This is a genomic window from Streptomyces sp. NPDC033136 (genome assembly GCF_055578235.1).
In genome coordinates this window covers 257,326-278,303 of sequence record NZ_JBVIPD010000001.1, presented here as the reverse complement: position 1 = coordinate 278,303, position 20,978 = coordinate 257,326, and the positions used below count along the sequence as shown (strand labels likewise).

17 protein-coding genes are annotated in these 20,978 nt (G+C 67.6%); 8 read left to right on the top strand and 9 right to left on the bottom strand.

Features of this window, described 5'->3' with window-relative positions:
• Positions 1-8: 8 nt before the first annotated feature.
• The gene (locus tag ACZ5TL_RS01310; protein ID WP_468586421.1) at positions 9-2,441 is read right to left on the bottom strand and encodes a DUF6049 family protein; all 2,433 of its coding nucleotides are present in this window, start codon (positions 2,439-2,441) and stop codon (positions 9-11) included.
• 258 nt (positions 2,442-2,699) lie between these two features.
• Between ACZ5TL_RS01310 and ACZ5TL_RS01305 the strand changes: the two genes are divergently transcribed.
• Positions 2,700-4,145 (top strand): CCA tRNA nucleotidyltransferase, encoded by a 1,446-nt coding sequence (locus ACZ5TL_RS01305; RefSeq protein WP_468586419.1) that lies wholly within the window; start codon positions 2,700-2,702, stop codon positions 4,143-4,145.
• 100 nt (positions 4,146-4,245) lie between these two features.
• Here ACZ5TL_RS01305 and ACZ5TL_RS01300 read toward each other — a convergent pair whose 3' ends face one another.
• The 4 genes from ACZ5TL_RS01300 to ACZ5TL_RS01285 form a co-directional block, all read right to left on the bottom strand.
• The gene (locus ACZ5TL_RS01300) at positions 4,246-4,758 is read right to left on the bottom strand and encodes a DUF1720 domain-containing protein (protein ID WP_468586417.1); all 513 of its coding nucleotides are present in this window, start codon (positions 4,756-4,758) and stop codon (positions 4,246-4,248) included.
• 123 nt (positions 4,759-4,881) lie between these two features.
• Positions 4,882-6,144, bottom strand: coding sequence for an MFS transporter (locus ACZ5TL_RS01295; RefSeq protein WP_468586415.1), 1,263 nt, complete (start codon positions 6,142-6,144; stop codon positions 4,882-4,884).
• 89 nt (positions 6,145-6,233) lie between these two features.
• Positions 6,234-7,316 (bottom strand): inositol-3-phosphate synthase, encoded by a 1,083-nt coding sequence (locus ACZ5TL_RS01290; RefSeq protein WP_468586413.1) that lies wholly within the window; start codon positions 7,314-7,316, stop codon positions 6,234-6,236.
• Between the two features lie 44 nt (positions 7,317-7,360).
• A complete protein-coding gene (locus ACZ5TL_RS01285) occupies positions 7,361-8,044 on the bottom strand; it encodes a PadR family transcriptional regulator (protein WP_468586411.1) in 684 nt (227 codons plus the stop codon).
• A gap of 771 nt (positions 8,045-8,815) precedes the next feature.
• Here ACZ5TL_RS01285 and ACZ5TL_RS01280 point away from each other — a divergent pair.
• Both ACZ5TL_RS01280 and ACZ5TL_RS01275 read left to right on the top strand, forming a co-directional pair.
• Positions 8,816-11,086 carry a transglycosylase domain-containing protein gene (locus tag ACZ5TL_RS01280; RefSeq protein WP_468587066.1) on the top strand — a complete coding sequence of 757 codons (2,271 nt, stop codon included), beginning with the start codon at positions 8,816-8,818 and terminating at the stop codon, positions 11,084-11,086.
• A gap of 118 nt (positions 11,087-11,204) precedes the next feature.
• Positions 11,205-12,716, top strand: coding sequence for a glycosyltransferase family 87 protein (locus ACZ5TL_RS01275; RefSeq protein ID WP_468587064.1), 1,512 nt, complete (start codon positions 11,205-11,207; stop codon positions 12,714-12,716).
• Positions 12,717-12,804: 88 nt separating this feature from the next.
• On the opposite strand, the gene ACZ5TL_RS01270 is transcribed toward ACZ5TL_RS01275, so the two are convergent.
• The 3 genes from ACZ5TL_RS01270 to ACZ5TL_RS01260 all read right to left on the bottom strand — a co-directional run bounded on the left by ACZ5TL_RS01270 (position 12,805) and on the right by ACZ5TL_RS01260 (position 15,529).
• Positions 12,805-13,836: an alanine racemase gene (locus ACZ5TL_RS01270; RefSeq protein ID WP_468586409.1), complete on the bottom strand. Its 1,032-nt coding sequence runs from the start codon at positions 13,834-13,836 to the stop codon at positions 12,805-12,807.
• A 98-nt stretch (positions 13,837-13,934) separates the two neighbouring features.
• Positions 13,935-15,056 (bottom strand): peptidoglycan bridge formation glycyltransferase FemX, encoded by a 1,122-nt coding sequence (gene femX / locus ACZ5TL_RS01265; RefSeq protein ID WP_468586407.1) that lies wholly within the window; start codon positions 15,054-15,056, stop codon positions 13,935-13,937.
• Positions 15,057-15,223: 167 nt separating this feature from the next.
• Positions 15,224-15,529 carry a hypothetical protein gene (locus ACZ5TL_RS01260; RefSeq protein ID WP_468586405.1) on the bottom strand — a complete coding sequence of 102 codons (306 nt, stop codon included), beginning with the start codon at positions 15,527-15,529 and terminating at the stop codon, positions 15,224-15,226.
• Positions 15,530-15,792: 263 nt separating this feature from the next.
• Between ACZ5TL_RS01260 and rpsF the strand changes: the two genes are divergently transcribed.
• From rpsF to rplI, 4 genes are all read left to right on the top strand, one after another.
• On the top strand, positions 15,793-16,083 hold the full coding sequence (gene rpsF / locus ACZ5TL_RS01255) for a 30S ribosomal protein S6 (RefSeq protein ID WP_030237450.1): 291 nt from the start codon (positions 15,793-15,795) through the stop codon (positions 16,081-16,083).
• Positions 16,084-16,154: 71 nt separating this feature from the next.
• The gene (locus ACZ5TL_RS01250) at positions 16,155-16,745 is read left to right on the top strand and encodes a single-stranded DNA-binding protein (RefSeq protein WP_468586403.1); all 591 of its coding nucleotides are present in this window, start codon (positions 16,155-16,157) and stop codon (positions 16,743-16,745) included.
• Between the two features lie 44 nt (positions 16,746-16,789).
• Positions 16,790-17,026 carry a 30S ribosomal protein S18 gene (gene rpsR / locus ACZ5TL_RS01245; protein WP_003949403.1) on the top strand — a complete coding sequence of 79 codons (237 nt, stop codon included), beginning with the start codon at positions 16,790-16,792 and terminating at the stop codon, positions 17,024-17,026.
• A gap of 18 nt (positions 17,027-17,044) precedes the next feature.
• Positions 17,045-17,491 (top strand): 50S ribosomal protein L9, encoded by a 447-nt coding sequence (gene rplI, locus ACZ5TL_RS01240; RefSeq protein WP_010032778.1) that lies wholly within the window; start codon positions 17,045-17,047, stop codon positions 17,489-17,491.
• 188 nt (positions 17,492-17,679) lie between these two features.
• Here the strand turns inward: rplI and ACZ5TL_RS01235 are convergent, their stop codons facing one another.
• Positions 17,680-19,017 (bottom strand): MATE family efflux transporter, encoded by a 1,338-nt coding sequence (locus ACZ5TL_RS01235; protein WP_468586400.1) that lies wholly within the window; start codon positions 19,015-19,017, stop codon positions 17,680-17,682.
• A 460-nt stretch (positions 19,018-19,477) separates the two neighbouring features.
• On the opposite strand from ACZ5TL_RS01235, the gene dnaB reads away from it, so the two are divergent.
• A complete protein-coding gene (gene dnaB / locus ACZ5TL_RS01230; RefSeq protein WP_468586398.1) occupies positions 19,478-20,959 on the top strand; it encodes a replicative DNA helicase in 1,482 nt (493 codons plus the stop codon).
• Positions 20,960-20,978: the final 19 nt, after the last annotated feature.

The following is a 20,978-nucleotide window of genomic DNA, read 5'->3' as shown; positions in this document are numbered from 1 at the left end:
ACGACATGTCAACGGTCCACTCTCTCACCCGTGCCGGACGGGTCGGCGTTTTCCGCTGCGGTGTCCGGGGGCGGGTCACTCGGCTGCTCCGGCGCGTCTGCCCGTGTGCCGTCCCAGGACTCTTCCTGGAGACGGTCGCCGGGGGCTTCCGGGTTCTGCTGAGCGCCGACCGTGCTCTCCGGACCGCTGGCGGCGTCCTCCGCCTCGGCGCTGCCGTCCTCGGCGCTGCCGTTCTCGGTGGTGCCGTCCTCGGCCTCGCGGGCGGCGGCGCGCTTGCGGTGGGTGTACATCCGGAAGCCGGCGAGGACCAGGAGCAGGAAACCGCCGCCGATGACCAGCATCACCGTGGGCGTCACCTCGGTGACCTTCACGTCGAAGGTGACCGGGTCGCCGTACTTCTGCCCGTCCTCCGTGTACAGCTGGGCGACGACCTCGGCCCGGCCGTTGGCGTTGGCGGACGTGGTGAACTTCACCGACTGGGCGTGGCCCCCGTTGACGGCGACCCGCTGCTCCTCGTAGGCGTCGCCGCCGATCTTGAGTCGTGTCGGGTTCTTCGACGTGAGCCGTAGCTCCAGGTGCTCCACGCCCTGGACCAGGTTGTTCTGGACGGTGACGGGGATCGTGGCGCTGCGGCCGGAGAGCTTGGTCTCCGACTTCTCGATTAGCTTGACCCCGTCGATGAGCCCGTCGAGGTAGGACTCGATGCCGTCGCGGTACCCCACCGCCGCGACGCCCCGGCCGCGCCACGACGTGGACATCTCGCGGTTCATGGCCCGGCCGAACGGGGTCACCACCCGGGACTGGCGGGTGAGGATCACCTTGAACTTGTCGAGCTTGTCCTGGGTCCTGGCGATCTGCTCGAAGGCGGCCCGCGGCAGCTCCTGCTTGCGTGCCGAGGAGGGGTACGCGGAGGCCGACGGCACCTTCGTGTTGGCCGCAGCGTCGGGCTTGGCCTTGGCGGCGTCCGTCAGATCCTGCGACTCGGACCAGTTCCCGCCCTGGAGCACCGCCAGCGCCTCGGCCATGGCCTGTGCCTGGCTGACGGACGGCATGCGCTGCGGGGCGACGACGACGCTGCGCTGCTTTCCGGTCTGCAGGCCGAGTGTCAGGCTCTGGGCCAGGAACCGCTGCACGGCGAGCGTGGACGCGGAGGCCCTCGTCAGGTTCCCCTGGAACGCCGTGGACATCCTGGCGTCCGCGACGACCGCCGTGGTGCCGCCGCCGATCGGCCGGGGCGCGGAGGGCGTGTAGGACAGGTTGTCCTGGAGGCTGTCGCTGCGGGCGATCACCTTGTCGGCTCCCGCGGACGTGGCGACCTTCACGATCGACGGGTCGACGGCGCCGTCCGCGGGCCAGGCGAAGTCCGTGGACGGTTTCACGTGGAGGACCGTCGGGATCGTCTCGTTGATGACGTCGGTGGCTTCCTTCAGGTGGTTCAGGGAGCCGGTGACGCTCGTGCCGTTGTGGGCGAGGGAGGCCAGGTCCGGGTCGCCGAACGGCAGGGCGACGACCTCCCGGTCCGCGACCGCCTGCTGGAGCTCGGCGAGCCAGTGCTTGGCGGCCTCCTGGCTCTTACCCGGGGTGGTGGTGCCGTCCGCGCCGCGGACCTCGTAAGTCCTCGTCATCGCGTCGACGGATGCCACCAGGTCCGGGTCGACCACCCAGGTGACGTCGAGGTTCTTGCCCAGCGACACCATCTGGTCGAGACGGCCGCCCGGGGCGATCTCCTCGGCGAGCTCGTCATCGCGGAAGACCGGCGTCTGCTGCTCGTTCGACCCTGTCTCGGCCACCATGTGGGCGCTGGAGACGAGTGGCCACAGGAACGTGGTCTTCGTATTGCTGCCCGCCTCCTCCGGCTGCCAGGGCAGGAACGTGCGCTGGATGCCGAGAACCTGGTCCCAGGGCTGCGCGGAGGTTTCCCCGGAGAGCGCGACGGCCAGCTGGTAGACCCCGTCCTGGCCGAGGTCCAGTTCCTCGGCCGGCACGGAGATGCTGAAGGGCTGCGCCACACCGGGGGTGAGCCTGGCGAACTTCGCGGCGTACTTGCCGCCGACCGCCTCACCGGCGGGGCCTTGGACCTTGTCGCTCTGCTTGGCGAGGGTGTCGATGGCGGAGCGGGTGTTGAGCGGGGGGCCCACCCGCAGATCGACGTGGGCGTCGGTGACCGCCTGCTTGCCGTTGTTGGTGACCGTGCCCGAGACGGTCACCGTGTCGCCCTTGGTGGGAGTGCTGGGGCTGAGCGAGTCGACCGCGACGGACACCGAGCCAGCGCCGGAGGCAGCCTGCAAGGACTCCTGTCCGGCCGCGTCCGCCGCACTGGCGGAGGGCAACTGGAGGAGTCCGGCCAGCAGGGGCACACCGGTGAGCAGCGCCCCGGTGCGCCGCAGCCACCGGCGGGCAGGTGAGGCACTGGTCCCCTGGAAGTCTGCCGCCTCGGCCACGCGCTCGTCCGTCCCTCGTCGTCGTCAGTGGTCGTCGGAATGTGCGTCCACGCATGGTAACGATGCGCGCTGAGGGGAAGTGCCGCGGTCCGCACCACAAGATCGCGGGCGGACAGCGTGCTGTCCGGTATGTGAATCTATGGAAACGGAGCGGTTGTTTACCTCTCAAGGGCAGGTCTTGTGCCTATATGGAGGGACGTGTCCGCATGCGCTATATGAGGGAGCCCACGGTGGCCGGGCCACGTACCCTCTTCTGTTGTGCCGAACGTCAACGAAGAAACGCCCAGCGCCCTGAGCCAGGTGCAGCACCGCGCGGTGAGTGAACTGCTGCGGGTCGCTCCTGTCGCCGACGACCTTGCCCGCCGCTTCCAGGAGGCCGGGTTCTCACTCGCCCTGGTCGGCGGCTCGGTACGGGACGCCCTGCTGGGCCGGCTCGGCAACGACCTCGACTTCACGACCGACGCCCGCCCCCAGGACGTGCTCAAGATCGTGCGCCCGTGGGCGGACGCCGTCTGGGAGGTCGGAATCGCCTTCGGTACGGTCGGCGCCCAGAAGGACGGCTATGAGATCGAGGTCACCACGTACCGGTCGGAAGCGTACGACCGCACCTCGCGCAAGCCTGAGGTGTCCTACGGCGACTCCATCGAGGAGGATCTCGTCCGCCGTGACTTCACGGTGAACGCGATGGCCGTCGCGCTGCCGGAGAAGGAGTTCGTCGACCCGCACGGCGGGCTGGAGGACCTCGCGTCGCGTGTGCTGCGCACCCCGGGCACCCCGGAGTCGTCCTTCTCGGACGATCCGCTGCGGATGATGCGGGCTGCCCGCTTCGCGGCTCAGCTCGACTTCGAGGTCGCCCCCGAGGTCGTCACGGCGATGACGGAGATGGCCGGTCGGATCGAGATCGTCTCGGCCGAGCGGATGCGGGACGAGCTGAACAAGCTGATCCTGTCCGGGCACCCGCGCAAGGGCCTCAGTCTGCTCGTCGAAACCGGCCTCGCCGACCGCGTGCTGCCCGAGCTTCCGGCCCTGCGCCTGGAGCGTGATGAGCACCACCGGCACAAGGACGTCTACGACCACACGCTGATCGTCCTGGAGCAGGCGATGGCACTGGAGGACGACGGTCCCGACCTGACTCTCCGCCTGGCTGCCCTGCTGCACGACATCGGCAAGCCGCGCACCCGCCGCTTCGAGAAGGACGGCCGGGTCTCGTTCCACCACCACGAGGTGGTCGGGGCGAAGATGACCAAGAAGCGCATGACGGCGCTGAAGTACTCCAACGAGCTGGTGAAGGACGTCTCACGTCTGGTCGAGCTTCACTTGCGCTTCCACGGCTACGGCACCGGCGAGTGGACGGACTCGGCGGTCCGCCGCTACGTCCGTGACGCCGGCCCGCTCCTCGACCGCCTCCACAAGCTGACCCGCTCGGACTGCACCACGCGCAACAAGCGCAAGGCGGCAGCTCTGTCCCGCGCGTACGACGGACTCGAGGAGCGGATCGCGCGGCTGCAGGAGCAGGAAGAGCTGGACTCGATCCGCCCGGACCTCGATGGCAACCAGATCATAGAGATTCTCGGCGTCGGTCCCGGTCCGGTCATCGGCCGTGCGTACCAGCACATGCTGGAGCTGCGCCTGGAGAACGGCCCGATGGAGCCCGACTCCGCAGTGACCGCGCTCAAGGAGTGGTGGGCCGAGCAGGAGGGCTGAGGCTGTGAAACGGGGGCATGTTTCACGTGAAACATGTCCCCTCCGCAGACAGGCCGAAGGGGCGGTGTTTCACGTGAAACACCGCCCCTCTGCGTCTGTCTTACTTCTTGTAGTCCTTCAGGCAGAGCAGGAAGTCCTTGCCGTCACCGCTCTCGGTGTACACGTACTGGAAGTCCTTGGCCTCGGTCTCGCACTTGCTGGAGGCCAGGGTGTCCGTGAGGAACTTGCCCTCGATCTTGGCCAGCACCTTGAACTGAGCCTTCGCGTCGTCGCACTTGACGACCTCGAGGTCCGGGTTGTTGTCGTTGGTGCTGCCACGGTGCATGCAGTCGCCGACGGAGGCCGTGTCGGCGTCATCCCGGCTGGTGATGTAGCCGCCAATGGCAATGCTCGCCACCGCGATGACGATGGCGATGTTCTTGATGGTCTTGAAGCTGAGCTTGCGGCCGGTCGGCTGCGGCGGTACCGGAGCATACGGAGCGGCGCCCTGAGGCGGGAAGCCGGGCTGGCCTGGCTGCTGGGGGTAGCCGCCCTGCGGCGGGTACGGAGCCTGGGGCTGACCCGCGGGCTGGCCCTGTGCGAACGGGTTGCCCTGGGGCGGCGGAGTAGACACTTGGGGGTCCCCCTAAAACATGGTGAGTGACGCGAACATGTCGCGAGATAAGACCCACGTAAGGTAGCGGTCCCCACTGACAACTCAGCGGTCAAAAATGGCTCTGTGTCATTGATGTGACACTTACTGGCGCTCAAACCGTGCCATACATGCAGCTACTGTCGCGTAGATGACGGCGATCGTGATCACCAGTGGCACCGATCGGCCGTCGGGCGGCAGCATCAGGGCGGCCACGGCGGCGGCGCCGACGAAGGAGACGTTGAAAAGGACGTCGTAGACCGAGAAGATCCGGCCACGGAAGCCGTCGTCGACGGAGGACTGGACGATGGTGTCCGTGGCGATCTTCGCGCCCTGGGTGGTCAGGCCGAGGACGAAGGCAGCGACCAGCAGCGGGACAGTCGCGAACGGCAGCCCGAGGGCGGGCTCGAGCAGTGCGGCGGCTCCCGCGCACACGACGATCCAGCGGCCCGGACCGAGCCGCCCCGCGGTCCAGGGCGTCACCACGGCCGCCGCGAAGAAGCCGGCCCCGGAGACGCCCAAGGCCAGCCCCAGCAGGGCGAGTCCGTCGTCCGTGGTCGAGGTGAGGGCGTACCGGCAGAGCATCAGCAGCATGACCAGCAGGGCGCCGTAGCAGAACCGCATCAGCGACATGGCGGCGAGCGCCCACGCGGCCTCCCGGCGTGGCGGCGCGGCCAGATGACGTACGCCTGCCATCAGGTCGCGCAGGGTGGCCGTGAGTGCCGTCCCGATCCGCTCGCGTACCAGGCTCCGGTCGGGACCGAGGAGTTCCCGCGCCATGCTCAGCGACGCCGCGGCGGCGCACAGATACAGCCCGGCTGCCACGAGCACCACGGCGGCGTCGGAGTCCGCCACCACCAGCCGGACGGCGAAGGCGAGGCCTCCGCCTGCGGTCGCCGCCAGTGTTCCAGCGGTCGGCGAGAGGGAGTTGGCGATGACCAGGCGGTCGGCGTCGACCACGCGCGGCAGGGCGGCGGACAGGCCCGACAGGACGAAGCGGTTGACGGCGGTGACGCACAGGGCGGAGACGTAGAAGAGCCAGTCCGGTGCCGGGCTGAGCATCAGCAGGGCCGTCACGCAGGCCAGCAGGGCACGCAACAGGCTGCCGAACAGCAGGACCTGACGGCGCCGCCAGCGGTCCAGCATGACACCGGCGAACGGGGCGACGAGCGAGTACGGGAGCAGCAGCACCGCCATCGCGGAGGCGACCGCGGCCGCCGAGGTCTGCTTCTCCGGGGAGAAGACCACATACGCGGCGAGCGCGACCTGGTAGACGCCGTCGGCACCCTGGGACAGCAGCCGCACGGCGAGCAGGCGCCGGAAGCCCTGGAAACGCAACAGGACGCGCAGGTCACGGACGACGGCCATGGGGCCCAGCCTCACATACGGGGAGGGTCCCCGGGTCGTGCGACCCGGGGACCCTCACAGCCCTGGCAGGAGCGATCAGTTGCGGCGCGTCAGCGCTCGACCTCACCCTTGATGAACTTCTCGACGTTCTCCCGGGCCTCGTCGTCGAAGTACTGCACCGGCGGGGACTTCATGAAGTAGCTCGACGCCGACAGGATCGGTCCGCCGATGCCGCGGTCCTTGGCGATCTTCGCGGCGCGCAGGGCGTCGATGATGACGCCGGCGGAGTTCGGGGAGTCCCAGACCTCCAGCTTGTACTCCAGGTTCAGCGGGACGTCACCGAAGGCGCGGCCCTCGAGGCGGACGTAGGCCCACTTGCGGTCGTCCAGCCAGGCGACGTAGTCGGACGGGCCGATGTGGACGTTGCCCTCACCCAGGTCACGGTCGCGGATCTGGGAGGTGACGGCCTGCGTCTTTGAGATCTTCTTCGACTCGAGACGGTCGCGCTCGAGCATGTTCTTGAAGTCCATGTTGCCGCCGACGTTCAGCTGCATCGTGCGGTCCAGGACGACGCCCCGGTCCTCGAACAGCTTCGCCATGACGCGGTGCGTGATGGTCGCGCCGACCTGCGACTTGATGTCGTCGCCGACGATCGGGACGCCCGCCTCGGTGAACTTGTCCGCCCACTCCTTGGTGCCGGCGATGAAGACCGGCAGGGCGTTGACGAAGGCGACCTTGGCGTCGATGGCGCACTGGGCGTAGAACTTCGCCGCGTCCTCGGAACCGACGGGCAGGTAGCAGACGAGGACGTCGACCTGCCGGTCCTTGAGGACCTGGACGACGTCGGCCGGCTCCTCGGCGGACTCCTCGATGGTCTCGCGGTAGTACTTGCCGAGGCCGTCGAGTGTGTGGCCGCGCTGGACCGTCACTCCGGTGCTGGGTACGTCGCAGATCTTGATGGTGTTGTTCTCGGAGGCGCCGATGGCGTCCGCCAGGTCGAGACCGACCTTCTTGGCGTCCACGTCGAACGCGGCGACGAACTCGACGTCGCGGACGTGGTAGTCGCCGAACTGGACGTGCATCAGGCCCGGCACCTTGGACTCCGGGTCGGCGTCCTTGTAGTACTCGACTCCCTGTACCAGCGATGCGGCGCAGTTGCCCACACCGACGATGGCTACGCGAACCGAACCCATTCCGGTTGCTCCCTGTGTGTACGAGTGAGGCCCTCAGTGGGCTCTCACGTGGCGGTGTCGTCGGGCGTATCCGGCCGGGGGTCGTCCCCCGGCCGGGGCAGGCCGCCCGACGCTCCAGATGTGGTGTCACGCGAAGCGGGCTCCCCGGTGGCCGGACCCTTGAGGTCCCGCCCCGCCCGCTCGCTCTCGATCAGCTCGTTGAGCCAGCGCACCTCGCGCTCCACGGACTCCATCCCGTGGCGCTGGAGCTCGAGCGTGTAGTCGTCGAGACGCTCCCGGGTCCGCGCCAGGGAAGCGCTCATCTTCTCCAGCCGCTCCTCCAGCCGGCTGCGGCGGCCCTCCAGCACGCGCATGCGCACATCGCGTGAGGTCTGCCCGAAGAAGGCGAAACGGGCCGCGAAGGTCTCGTCCTCGTACGCGTCGGGCCCGGTCTGCGAGAGCAGCTGCTCGAAGTGCTCCTTGCCCTCCGCCGTCAGCCGGTAGACGATCTTGGCCCGGCGACCCGCGAGGGGGGCGGCGAGGGCGTCCTCCGCGGTGTTCCCCGGCTCCTCGATCAGCCAGCCGTTGGCGACCAGCGTCTTGAGGCAGGGGTAGAGCGTCCCGTAGCTGAAGGCACGGAACACACCGAGTGAGGTGTTGAGTCGTTTGCGCAGCTCGTATCCGTGCATCGGAGACTCGCGGAGCAGGCCGAGTACGGCGAACTCGAGGATCCCGGAACGCCGGCTCATCGTCGCCTCCTCTTTGCCGCAGTGCGCATGTATCAGTCCGATGTGTCAGGCCGATGTATCGAACCGATACATCACGACGATAGAACGGCCTTCCGGATGCGACAAGAGGGGGTGTGGTGAACGGGATCACATCACCGATTCGTCGGACACGAGTTGCCTGATTTGAGGTGAACTTGGGGGCTCGGAAGGTTTTGGCGGTGCGTAGTCTGTGCGCCATGCACATCGCCGGGAACCGAGTGACGCCTGAGAGCGTCGTCATCTTCGGTGTAGTACGGGTGTATGCGGGACCGATGAATGCGGAGCCGACCGCATCCGTACTTCGGGGGGACCGGAAACCAGCCGCCGTTTCCAGGCGCGCAAGGGTGCGCCTGCCCGAGGAGTAGTCGTTCGATGAGCGAGCACCGTCGCAAACCGCCGCAGCCGCAGGGAGGCGGACGTGCCGCGGCCCGACGCGGCCAGTCCGGTTCGTCCTCCGGCCGCCGCGCGGCACCGCGAGGCGCCACCGGGTCTCCGTCCGACTCCTATGGGTCGGACTCCTACGGCTCGGGGGGTGAGGAGCGTCAGCACGGCGGCCGTGCCGAGACCCGGCGTGCGGCGCAGAGAAGCACGGGCGGCAGTCGCCGCAGAGCGGCCGAACCGGCCCGTGGCGGCCGGCGTGCCGCTCCAGGCGGGGCGACCGGGGCCGGGCGGGGCAGAGGGCGCCCGGTCATGTACGACAGGAAGCGGCTGATCGACTACCCACGTGCCGGCAAGTACGGCTGGCAGCGCTGGATGCCCTCCTGGAAACTCGTCTCGGGCCTGTGCATCGGCTTCTTCGGCAGCCTGGTGGCCGTGGCGGGCATCGGCTACGCCATGGTCGGCGTCCCCAACGAGGAGAACGCGGCGGCCCGGTCGCAGAACAACGTCTACTACTGGTCCAACGGCCAGCAGATGGTCGCGACGGGCAGCGGCCAGAACCGGCAGAACGTCACGCTCGACCGGATCCCCGAGGCCATGCAGCAGGCGGTGATCTCGGCCGAGAACAAGAGCTTCTACCAGGACTCGGGCGTCGACCCCATGGGCATCGCGCGGGCCCTGGCGAACATGGCGCGGGGCGGTGACACCCAGGGTGGTTCGACGATCACCCAGCAGTTCGTCAAGAACACCTACCTGAGCCAGGAACAGACGGTCACCCGCAAGTTCAAGGAGATGTTCATCTCGATCAAGGTGGGCACAAAGCTCAACAAGGATCAGATTCTCCAGGGGTACCTCAACACCTCGTACTACGGACGTGGCGCCTACGGCATCCAGGCCGCCGCCCAGACGTACTACGGCGTGGATGCCAAGGAGCTCACCGCGAGTCAGTGCGCCTTCCTTGCCGCCCTGCTCAAGGGCCCGACTTACTACGACCCGGCGGGCAACAAGGGCATTGATCCATCAGCGAACAAGGATGACAACCTCAGGCGCTCCAAGGAGCGTTGGGGCTGGATCCTCGAGCAGATGCACAACGACAAGAAGCTCACCGACGCCGAGTACCAGGAGGCGATCAGCAAGTACCCCACGCCTCAGGGCCGGAAGGCGATCAAGGGCATGAGCGGCCAGATCAGCTACCTGGTGGACACGGCCAAGAAGTACGTTCTGAGCCACTCCGACATCACGGAGGCCCAGTTCGACCAGGGTGGCTACCAGATCAAGACGACCTTTGAGAAGAGCAAGGTCGAGGCGCTGGCCAAGGCCGTCAAGAAGGTCGAGGACGAGAAGCTCGACCCGGAGAAGCGCGAGCGGGACAGGTACGTCCAGTTCGGCGCGGCGTCGGTGAAGCCCAAGGACGGCGCGATCGTCGCGCTCTATGGCGGTGCGGGCTACGAGAACGGCCACTTCAACAACAACGCGGACACCTCGGGTGTCCCGGTCGGTTCGACGTGGAAGCCGTTCGTACTCGCCGCCGCGATGGAGCACGGCACCTATCGGAGCGACGGTCCGCTCTCGCCGCTCAGCAAGTACAACGGCAACGACCTCCTCAAGGTCAGGAAAAACGACGGCTCCTATGTGTTGAAAAAGGACAACACGCCGTTCTTGCAGAAGAACGAGAGCGAGTACCCCTGGGGCTACATCACCTTGCGCAAGGCGATGGAGCGGTCCGTCAACACCCCGTTCGTGCAGCTCGGCATGGACGTGGGAATGAAGAACGTGCGGGACCTGGCCGAGAAGTCCGGCATCCTGGACTCGAGTTTCGCCACCCTCAACGCGTCGTTCGCCCTCGGTACGTCGACCCCCAGCGCGATCCGCATGGCCGACGCCTACGCGACGTTCGCCGCCGCCGGCAAGCAGGCCGCCCCGTACTCGGTGACCAGCGTCAAGTTCAATGGTCAGGAAATCGAAGGCTTCGACAAGCCCAGGATCACGCAGGCGATGCCCGAGAACGTGGCGCACAACGTCACGAACGTCCTGGAGAACGTCATCCAGAACGGTACGGGCACGAAGGCCCTGGCGCTGGGCCGTACGGCGGCCGGCAAGACCGGTACGACGGACGAGAACAAGTCGGCCTGGTTCGTCGGCTACACCCAGCAACTGTCGACGTCGGTGGCGATGTTCCGTGAGGACCCCAAGAGCGCCAAGCTGCTCTCCATGAACGGTACGGCGGGCGAGAAGTCCATCCACGGTGGTGACGTCCCCACGCAGGTGTGGACCGAGTACATGAAGGCCGCGCTCAAGGGCGAGCCCGACCCCGGGTTCCCGGAGGCCGAGGAGATCGGCGAGATCCAGCACGAGGTGGGTGCCCCGTCACCGACCCCGAGCCCGAGCGTCACGCCCAGCGAAACCCCGTCCTCGTCACCGAGCGCCACGCCCAGCGAGACCCCGACGCTGCCGTCGCCCTCGCCGAGTGACACCTGCGGGTTCTTCGGCTGTGAGGACGACGGCGGCACGGAGAACGGCGGAACAGGCAATGGGGGCACAGACGGAGGAGCGAGCACAGAGCCCTCTCCGACAGACACCAATCTGGACGGCGGCAACAGCAGAGGCAATGGCAACGGGGGCATCTTCGGAGGTCCCGCCGGATAACCGCCGATCGCCCGGCTTGGGTGTTTCACGTGAAACGAGGTGTTTCACGTGAAACAAGGGCCGCCGCACCCACCCGGGTGCGGTGGCCCTCGGCGTATTGCCGGACTCGTACGGCAGGATGTGCGGCATGCCCAGTGCAGAATCGACGCAAGCAGGCGTCCACGAGCCCGACCCGGTGCGGCCGACCAAGGAGGACGAGGTCGCCGCGGCCGGCAGCGAGCTGATCGGCGGCCCGCTCGGGCGGCGTGCCCTGCTCGGCGCATCCTGGTGGACTCCCGTGCGGGTGATCGCGCTGGTGGCGATCGGCATGTTCGCCCTCGGCCTGGTCCAGAAGGCGCCCTGCTACAACGGCGCCTGGTTCTTCGGCACCAGCTCTCAGTACACGCACGCGTGCTACTCGGACATCCCGCACCTCTACCAGGGGCGCGGTTTCGCAGACGGGCTTGTGCCGTACTTCGACAGGCTTCCGGGCGACATGCAGTACCTGGAGTACCCGGTGCTGACCGGTGTCTTCATGGAGGTCGCCTCGTGGCTCACACCGGGCAGCGGCACCATCCAGTACCAGGAGCAGTGGTACTGGATGGTCAACGCCGGGATGCTCATGGTGTGCGCGGCGGTCATCGCCGTCTGCGTGACCCGTACCCATGCCCGGCGCCCCTGGGACGGCCTGCTGGTCGCCCTGGCGCCCGCCTTCGCGCTGACGGCGACCATCAACTGGGACCTGCTGGCTGTCGCTCTGACGGCCTCGGCGATGCTGATGTGGTCGCGCGGCCGCGCCCTCGCCTTCGGCGTCCTGCTGGGGCTCGCGACGGCCGCCAAGCTCTACCCCTTCCTGCTCCTCGGGCCGCTGCTGGTGCTGTGCTGGCGCGCGGGCAGGTGGCGTGAGTTCGCCACGGCTCTGGGCGGCGCAGCCGTCGCCTGGATCGTCGTGAACGGGCCGGTGATGCTCTTCGCGTTCGAGGGCTGGTCGAAGTTCTACACCTTCAGCCAGGAGCGGGGCGTGGACTTCGGTTCCTTCTGGCTGATCATGGCCCAGAACTCGGACGACCCCCTCAGCACCGACACCGTGAACACGCTGGCCACGCTGCTGATGCTGGTGTGCTGTGCGGCTGTCGCGGCGCTCGCACTGACCGCTCCGCGCCGTCCGCGGTTCGCCCAGCTCGCCTTCCTGATCGTCGCGGCGTTCATCCTCACGAACAAGGTCTACTCGCCGCAGTACGTGCTGTGGCTGGTGCCGCTGGCCGCCCTGGCCCGCCCGAAGTGGCGGGACTTTCTGATCTGGCAGGCCTGCGAGGTGGCGTACTTCCTGGGGATCTGGCTGTACCTCGCGTACACGACCAGCGGAGACGCCCACAAGGGGCTGCCCACCGACGGCTACCACTGGGCGATCGGCCTGCATCTCCTGGGGACGCTGTACCTGTGCGTCATGGTCGTACGTGACATCTTCCTGCCGGAACGCGATCCGGTGCGGCGGTCGGGGGGCGACGACCCCTCGGGCGGGGTCCTTGACGGAGCCGAGGATGTCTTCGTCCTCGGTCCCGCGGCCCGGCCCCGGCGGCACGAGGCCGTCCAGTTCGAGGGGGCGCCGGTCGAGTGGGGCAAGCAGGGCGCCACGGGCGGTTCGCTCTGAGCGAACGACGCAGGGGCCAGCTCCGGATAGCAGGAAGGCCGTACGCGGGACACCGTGTACGGCCTTCCTGCTGAATGAACTGTGGTGGTCAGCGATCCACCAGCCGGTCGAACTGCGTGGTGGTGTGCCGCAGATGGGCCACCAGTTCCTCGCCGACCTTCGGCTCCGGCGCGTCCGTCGGCACGAAAAGGATAGAGACCTGCATGTGCGGCGGCTCGGCGAACCAGCGCTGCTTGCCGCCCCAGACGAACGGAGAGAGGTTCCGGTTCACTGTCGCGAGGCCGGCGCGGGCGACGCCCTTGGCCCGCGGCATGACGCCGTGCAGCGCCTTGGGGGCCTCCAGGCCCACCCCGTGCGACGTACCGCCCGCCACGACCACCAGGAAGCCGTCGGAGGCCGCCTTCTGCTGCCGGTAGCCGAAGCGGTCGCCCTTGGTGACGCGCGTGACGTCCAGGACCGCGCCGCGGTACTCGGTGGCCTCGTGGTCCCCCAGCCACAGCCGGGTGCCGATGCGGGCACGGAACCGGGTCTGTGGGAACTGCTGCTGGAGCCGGGCGAGGTCCTCGGCCTTGAGGTGGCTGACGAACATGGTGTGCAGCGGCAGCCGGGCCGCCCGCAGCCGGTCCATCCAGCCGATGACCTCCTCGACGGCGTCCGAGCCGTCGGTGCGGTCCAGCGGCAGGTGGATGGCGAAGCCCTCCAGGCGGACGTTCTCGATGGCGGCGTGCAGCTGTGGCAGGTCCTGCTCGCTGATGCCGTGCCGCTTCATCGAGGACATCACCTCGATCACCACGCGGGCGCCGACGAGACCGTAGACACCGTCTATCGACGACACGGAGCGGATGACCCGGTCCGGCAGGGGCACCGGCTCCTCACCGCGCCGGTACGGCGTCAGCACCAGCAGGTCGCCGCCGAACCAGTCCTTGATGCGGGCGGCCTCGTACGTCGTGCCGACGGCGAGGACGTCCGAGCCCAGCCGCGTGGCCTCCTCCGCGAGCCGCTCGTGACCGAAGCCGTAGCCGTTGCCCTTGCAGACCGGCACGAGGCCCGGGAACTGCTCCTGCACGTGCTTGTGGTGCGCCCGCCAGCGCGCGGTGTCGACGTAGAGCGTGAGCGCCATGGCCGGACCTGGAACCTTTCTCGTGGTTGCCGTGTATAGCGGTTGCTGTGTGTCTGCGGTTGCCGTGTGTCAGAGGTATAGAAGCACTGAACGTGACATCAGCGGCGCGACATATACATGTCGAGCGCCTTGTGCAGCAGCTTGTTCAGCGGGAAGTCCCACTCGCCGAGGTACTCGGCGGCCTGGCCGCCCGTGCCCACCTTGAACTGGATCAGACCGAAGAGGTGGTCGGTCTCGTCCAGCGAGTCGGAGATACCACGCAGGTCGTAGACGGTGGCGCCGAGGGCGTACGCGTCGCGCAGCATCCGCCACTGCATCGCGTTCGAGGGCCGGACCTCACGACCGATGTTGTCGGAGGCGCCGTAGGAGTACCAGACGTGCCCGCCGACGATCAGCATCGTCGCCGCCGACAGGTTCACGCCGTTGTGCCGGGCGAAGTACAGCCGCATGCGGTTGGGGTCCTCGGTGTTGAGGGCCGTCCACATGCGCTGGAAGTACGACAGCGGGCGCGGCCGGAAGTGGTCGCGCACGGCCGTGATCTCGTACAGCCGCTGCCACTCCTCGAGGTCCTGATAGCCGCCCTGGACGACCTCGACACCCGCCTTCTCGGCCTTTTTGATGTTGCGGCGCCACAGCTGGTTGAAGTTCTTGTGGACTTCTTCCAGGGAACGGTTCGCCAGCGGCACCTGGTAGACGTAGCGCGGCTGGACGTCACCGAAGCCGGCGCCGCCGTCCTCGCCCTGCTGCCAGCCCATGCGGCGCAGCTTGTCGGCCACTTCGAAGGCTCGCGGCTCGATGTGGTCGGCCTCGATGTCACGCAGGCGCTTGACGTCCGGGTTCTGGATGCCCTGCTTGATGGAGGCGGCCTCCCAGCGGCGGATGATCACCGGCGGGCCCATCTTCACGGAGAAGGCGCCCTGCTGCTTCAGGTGCGCCAGCATCGGCTCGATCCACTCCTGCAGATTCGGAGAGAACCAGTTGATGACCGGGCCCTCGGGCAGGTAGGCGAGGTAACGCTTGATCTTGGGCAACTGCCGGTAGAGGACCAGACCGACACCGACCAGCTCGCCCGTCCGGTCGTCGAACCAGCCGAGGTTCTCGGAGCGCCACTCCGCCTTGACGTCAGCCCAGGCCGGGACCTGCATGTGGCTCGCCGACGGCAGGCTCTGGATGTAAGCCAGATGCTGCTCTCGGCTGATGGTCCTCAGGGTCAGGCTCATTCGGGGCGCTCCTCGGGCTGGTGTGTCCCCATGGGTTCAGGGGCTCCGGCTCTCGCGCGAAGCCTACTGCGCCGTGGGAGCGCGCCGGTTGGGCGTACGCGACCTGAGCCCCGGCCCGAGGGCGGCCGGGGCGTCACGCGGTGTTCAGAAAGGGGAGTGCCTTGGCGTCAGCCGATGAGACCGCCGTGGGCCATGCCCAGGAAGAAGCCGACGCCTGAGGCGCCTAGGCCCAGGATCAGGCCGAAGCGCTCACGGGTCGTCTCCGAGATCCACTGGCCGTACGCGCCGGTGAGGATGCCCACCAGGCCGGCCCAGGAGCTGAGCAGGTGCAGGTCCTCGTCGATGATCGCGGTGAGGAACGACGTGATGCCCAGCACCAGGGTCACAGCGAGCAGCGTGTCCTGAAGGGGGTGGGGCTTGCCGTCCGTGGCAAAGAGGCCGCCGGCGGAGTTGGGTCGCAATGCCTGTGCCATAGGGCACCTCCTGCGAAAGTCGGCGCATCGTAGCGCCATACACACCCGATGTGTACAGATTGGCTGCCCTGGCGACCGGATTTCAACCGCAAGCCGCTGTGCGGGTAGTCTGTACCCTCCGCACCGGTGTCTGCCCATGTCACGGCAAGGGCTTCTCCACAGAACCCCGATTGTCAGTGGTGGCCGATATCGTTGCCTACGCATCACAACCCTCCTGCCACGGAACGACCGTGGCCGCTGAGTCCAAAGGAGGTGGGTTCCACATGCGTCACTACGAGGTGATGGTCATCCTCGACCCCGACGTCGAGGAGCGCGCTGTCTCCCCGCTGATCGAGAACTTCCTCTCTGTCGTCCGTGACGGCGGCGGAAAGGTCGAGAAGGTCGACACCTGGGGTCGTCGTCGTCTCGCGTACGAGATCAAGAAGAAGCCCGAGGGCATCTACTCGGTCATCGACCTGCAGGCCGAGCCTGCGGTCGTCAAGGAGCTCGACCGCCAGATGAACCTGAACGAGTCGGTCCTCCGGACCAAGGTCCTCCGTCCCGAGATGCACTGAGCCTCCACGCTCAGCTGATCCCGGGATTCGAGTAGCAAGCAGCCAGAGCAAACCCGCCGAGAGGTTCCCCCATGGCAGGCGAGACCGTCATCACGGTGGTCGGCAATCTTGTCGACGACCCCGAGCTGCGCTTCACCCCCTCCGGTGCGGCCGTCGCGAAGTTCCGTGTCGCGTCCACTCCCCGCACCTTCGACCGCCAGACGAACGAGTGGAAGGACGGCGAGAGCCTGTTCCTGACCTGCTCGGTCTGGCGTCAGGCGGCGGAGAACGTCGCCGAGTCGCTCCAGCGAGGCATGCGCGTCATCGTGCAGGGCCGACTGAAGCAGCGGTCCTATGAGGACCGTGAGGGCGTCAAGCGCACGGTCTACGAGCTGGACGTCGAGGAAGTCGGCGCCAGCCTGCGCAACGCCACGGCCAAGGTCACCAAGACCAGCGGCCGCGGTGGCCAGGGCGGCTACGGCAGCGGTGGCGGTGGCGGTGGCGCCCAGGGTGGCAGCGGCTGGGGCGGCGGCCCCGGTGGCGGCCAGCAGGGCGGCGGTGCTCCCGCTGACGACCCGTGGGCGACCAGCGCTCCCGCTGGTGGCAACCAGGGCGGTGGCAGCGGCTGGGGTGGAAACTCCGGCGGCGGTGGCGGCGGCTACTCGGACGAGCCCCCCTTCTAGGGCGGGTTCGCACCCACACTTCTTGATCACACAGGAGATACACCATGGCGAAGCCGCCTGTGCGCAAGCCGAAGAAGAAGGTCTGCGCTTTCTGCAAGGACAAGGTCACGTACGTGGACTACAAGGACACGAACATGCTGCGGAAGTTCATTTCCGACCGCGGCAAGATCCGTGCCCGCCGCGTGACCGGCAACTGCACGCAGCACCAGCGTGACGTCGCCACGGCCGTCAAGAACAGCCGTGAGATGGCGCTGCTGCCCTACACCTCCACCGCGCGATAAGGGAAGGGTGACCGACACATGAAGATCATCCTCACCCACGAGGTCTCCGGCCTCGGTGCCGCGGGCGACGTCGTCGACGTCAAGGACGGTTACGCTCGCAACTACCTGATCCCGCGGAAGTTCGCTATTCGCTGGACCAAGGGTGGCGAGAAGGACGTCGAGCAGATCCGTCGTGCTCGCAAGATCCACGAGATCCAGACCATCGAGCAGGCCAACCAGGTGAAGGCCCAGCTTGAGGGCGTCAAGGTCCGCCTGGCCGTCCGCTCCGGTGACGCCGGTCGTCTCTTCGGCTCCGTCACTCCGGCCGACATCGCTTCCGCGATCAAGGCTTCCGGTGGCCCCGAGGTCGACAAGCGCCGCATCGAGCTGGGCTCGCCGATCAAGACGCTGGGCGCTCACGAGACGTCTGTGCGTCTGCACCCCGAAGTTGCCGCCAAGGTCAACATCGAGGTCGTCGCGGCCTGAGTCCTGGGCTCGCTGAAGTAGTGAGCGATGGGGTCGTGCCCTTCGGGGCGCGGCCCCATCGTTGTGTCTGAGGTGGAGGCTGTCGTCGTGTTGGTGCGCGGAGGCCGTGTTTCACGTGAAACGGTGCGTTCTGTGGAGCACTTGTTTCACGTGAAACAGCCGCCGTTTCACGTGAAACGGTCAGACGATCAGCGGGTCGCGCCTGTCACGAGCCAGCGGCCCGAGCGGGTGCGAAGCCACAGGGTCAGCATTCGCACGGTCATCATCAGCGTCATCGTGGCCCATAGGGCGGTGAGCCCGCCCCCCAGCACGGGAACCAGCAGGGCGACCGGAGTGAAGACCGCCAGTGTGAGCAGCATCGCCCAGGCCAGGTAAGGGCCGTCGCCGGCACCCATCAGGACTCCGTCCAGGACGAAGACGATGCCGGAGATCGGCTGGCAGAGGGCGACGATGATCAGAGCGGGCAGTGCCACGTCCTTGACCGCCGGGTCGCTGGAGAACAACGGAGGGATTGCCGGTCGGCTGATGACTACCAGCACGCCGAGGACGATCCCGACAGCAATCCCCCACTCCACCATGCGACGGCACACGTCCCGGGCGCCTTGTATGTCGCCGGCTCCGAGGTAGCGCCCGATGATGGCCTGCCCGGCGATGGCGATCGCGTCGAGGGCGAAGGCCAGCAGACTCCACAGGGACAGGATGATCTGATGGGCGGCGATGTCGGCGTCCCCGAGCCGGGCGGCGATCGCCGTGGCGATCATCAAGACCGCCCGCAGGGAAAGGGTGCGGACCAGCAGGGGCACACCGGCGTGTGCAGAAGCCTTGATCCCGGCGACATCGGGGCGCAGTGAGGCGCCGTGCTTGCGCGCGCCCCGCAGAACCACCACGAGGTAGACCGCGGCCATGCCGCACTGAGCGATGACGGTGCCCCAGGCGGAACCGGCGATCCCCAAGCCGGCGCCGTAGACGAGCCCCGCGTTGAGGGCGCCGTTGGCGACGAAGCCGGCGATTGCCACGTAGAGCGGGGTCCTGGTGTCCTGCAGGCCGCGCAGGACACCGGTGGCTGCGAGGACGACGAGCATGGCCGGTATGCCGAGCACGGAGATGCGCAGGTACGTGGTGGCATAGGGCGCTGCCGCGTCCGAGGCGCCGAAGAGGTCCACGAGGTGGGGCGCGGTCGGCAGGGACACGGCGACGACGGCGGCGCCGAGGAGCAGTGCCAGCCAAATGCCGTCCATGCCCTGGCGGATGGCTGATTGGAGGTCACCCGCACCGACTCGGCGGGCGACTGCCGCCGTCGTGGCGTAGGCGAGAAAGACGAAGACGCTGACGGCTGTCATCAGCAGCGCCGACGCGACGCCGAGACCGGCGAGTTGGGCCGTGCCCAGATGGCCGACGATGGCGGTGTCGGCCATGAGGAAGAGAGGCTCGGCGACGAGGGCGCCGAAGGCCGGGACTGCCAGTGCGACGATCTCTCGGTCGTGCTGTCTTCGGCCGGGTCGGCGGCGCACGGGGGCCTGTGTCATGTGCACCAATCTAATCGTCCACAGGTAAGAGATGCAAAGCCTATGCAACCCTTACTTTCTGTCTCGTCGTGCGCACTGCTGTGCATCATTCGAAGCGATCTTGGGCCGCTGGGGAAAGTTTTTCTTCTGCACAGCCGGTGGACGGCAAAATGGCAGGTCAGAGTTGCTTCCCTGGCTGGACTGACTGCTTGTTCACAGGACTGTCCACCGGGTCGTGCACAGGTTTGGCGGAGTTCTCCACAGCATCTGGGCGGTCGTCCACATGGCCTGTGGATAACCAGATTGGCTGACGGTGCCGAGAGGCCTACGGTGGTCCGGCGCCCGCTCCGTCCGCCGGTTTTCAAAACGCCACAAAACCGGCTCCCACCGACCGGAGTTGGGCCTCTCATTTGTCAGTGCCGTGCCGTAGAACAGAGAGGCACGGTGAGGTCTGCTGCGGCGGACGGGAGGAGGTGGCTCGGTGAGCATTTCCGAGCCCTTGGACGACCCGTGGGCCGACAGCGGGCCCAGTGATCGTCTGCCCGCCTCCCGCCGACGTGGCGACGGAGCCCGGAGCCGCGACGAGCAGCATGAACGCGGCAGGGACAGCGGGGCGTGGGACGGCGGCTCGGGCTCGTCGTTCGAGCGCGTCCCGCCGCAGGACATCGACGCCGAGCAGTCCGTCCTCGGCGGCATGCTGTTGTCCAAGGACGCCATCGCCGACGTGGTCGAGATCCTCAAGGGCCACGACTTCTACAAACCGGCCCACGAGACGATCTACCAGGCCGTTCTTGACGTCTACGCCAAGGGTGAACCGGCTGACCCCATCACGATCGCCGCCGAGCTCACCAAGCGCGGCGAGATCAACAAGGTCGGCGGGGCCTCGTATCTGCACACTCTCGTCCAGACGGTGCCCACAGCGGCCAACGCCGCCTACTACGCGGAGATCGTCCACGAGCGAGCGGTCCTGCGCCGCCTGGTCGAGGCGGGTACGCGGATCACGCAAATGGGATACGCGGCCGATGACGACGTCGACGAGATCGTCAACCGCGCCCAGGCCGAGGTCTACGCCGTCACCGAGCAGCGCACCAGCGAGGACTACCTCCCGCTCGGCGACATCATGGAGGGCGCGCTCGACGAGATCGAGGCGATCGGATCGCGCAGCGGTGAGATGACCGGTGTGCCCACGGGGTTCACGGACTTCGACTCGCTCACCAACGGCCTGCACCCGGGGCAGATGATCGTCATCGCCGCGCGTCCCGCCATGGGTAAGTCGACGCTCGCACTGGACTTCGCGCGGGCCTGTTCGATCAAGAACAACCTGCCGAGCGTGATCTTCTCGCTCGAGATGGGGCGCAACGAGATCGCGATGCGTCTGCTGTCCGCCGAGGCCCGGGTCGCCCTGCACCACATGCGGTCCGGCACGATGACGGACGAGGACTGGACGCGTCTGGCCCGGCGGATGCCGGATGTCTCGGCAGCCCCGCTCTACATCGACGACTCCCCGAACCTGTCGATGATGGAGATCCGCGCCAAGTGCCGCCGCCTCAAGCAGCGCAACGACCTCCGGCTGGTCGTCATCGACTACCTCCAGCTGATGCAGTCCGGTGGGTCCAAGCGGGCCGAGAGCCGTCAGCAGGAGGTCTCGGACATGTCCCGTAACCTCAAGTTGCTGGCCAAGGAGCTGGAGATCCCGGTCATCGCGCTATCCCAGCTGAACCGTGGCCCCGAGCAGCGCACGGACAAGAAGCCGATGGTGTCCGACCTGCGTGAGTCCGGCTCCATCGAGCAGGACGCCGACATGGTCATCCTGCTGCACCGCGAAGACGCCTATGAGAAGGAGTCGCCGCGTGCGGGCGAGGCCGATCTGATCGTCGCCAAGCACCGAAACGGCCCTACGGCGACGATCACAGTCGCCTTCCAGGGCCACTACTCGCGGTTCGTGGACATGGCGCAGACCTGATCCGGTGCCGTCGGCGAAA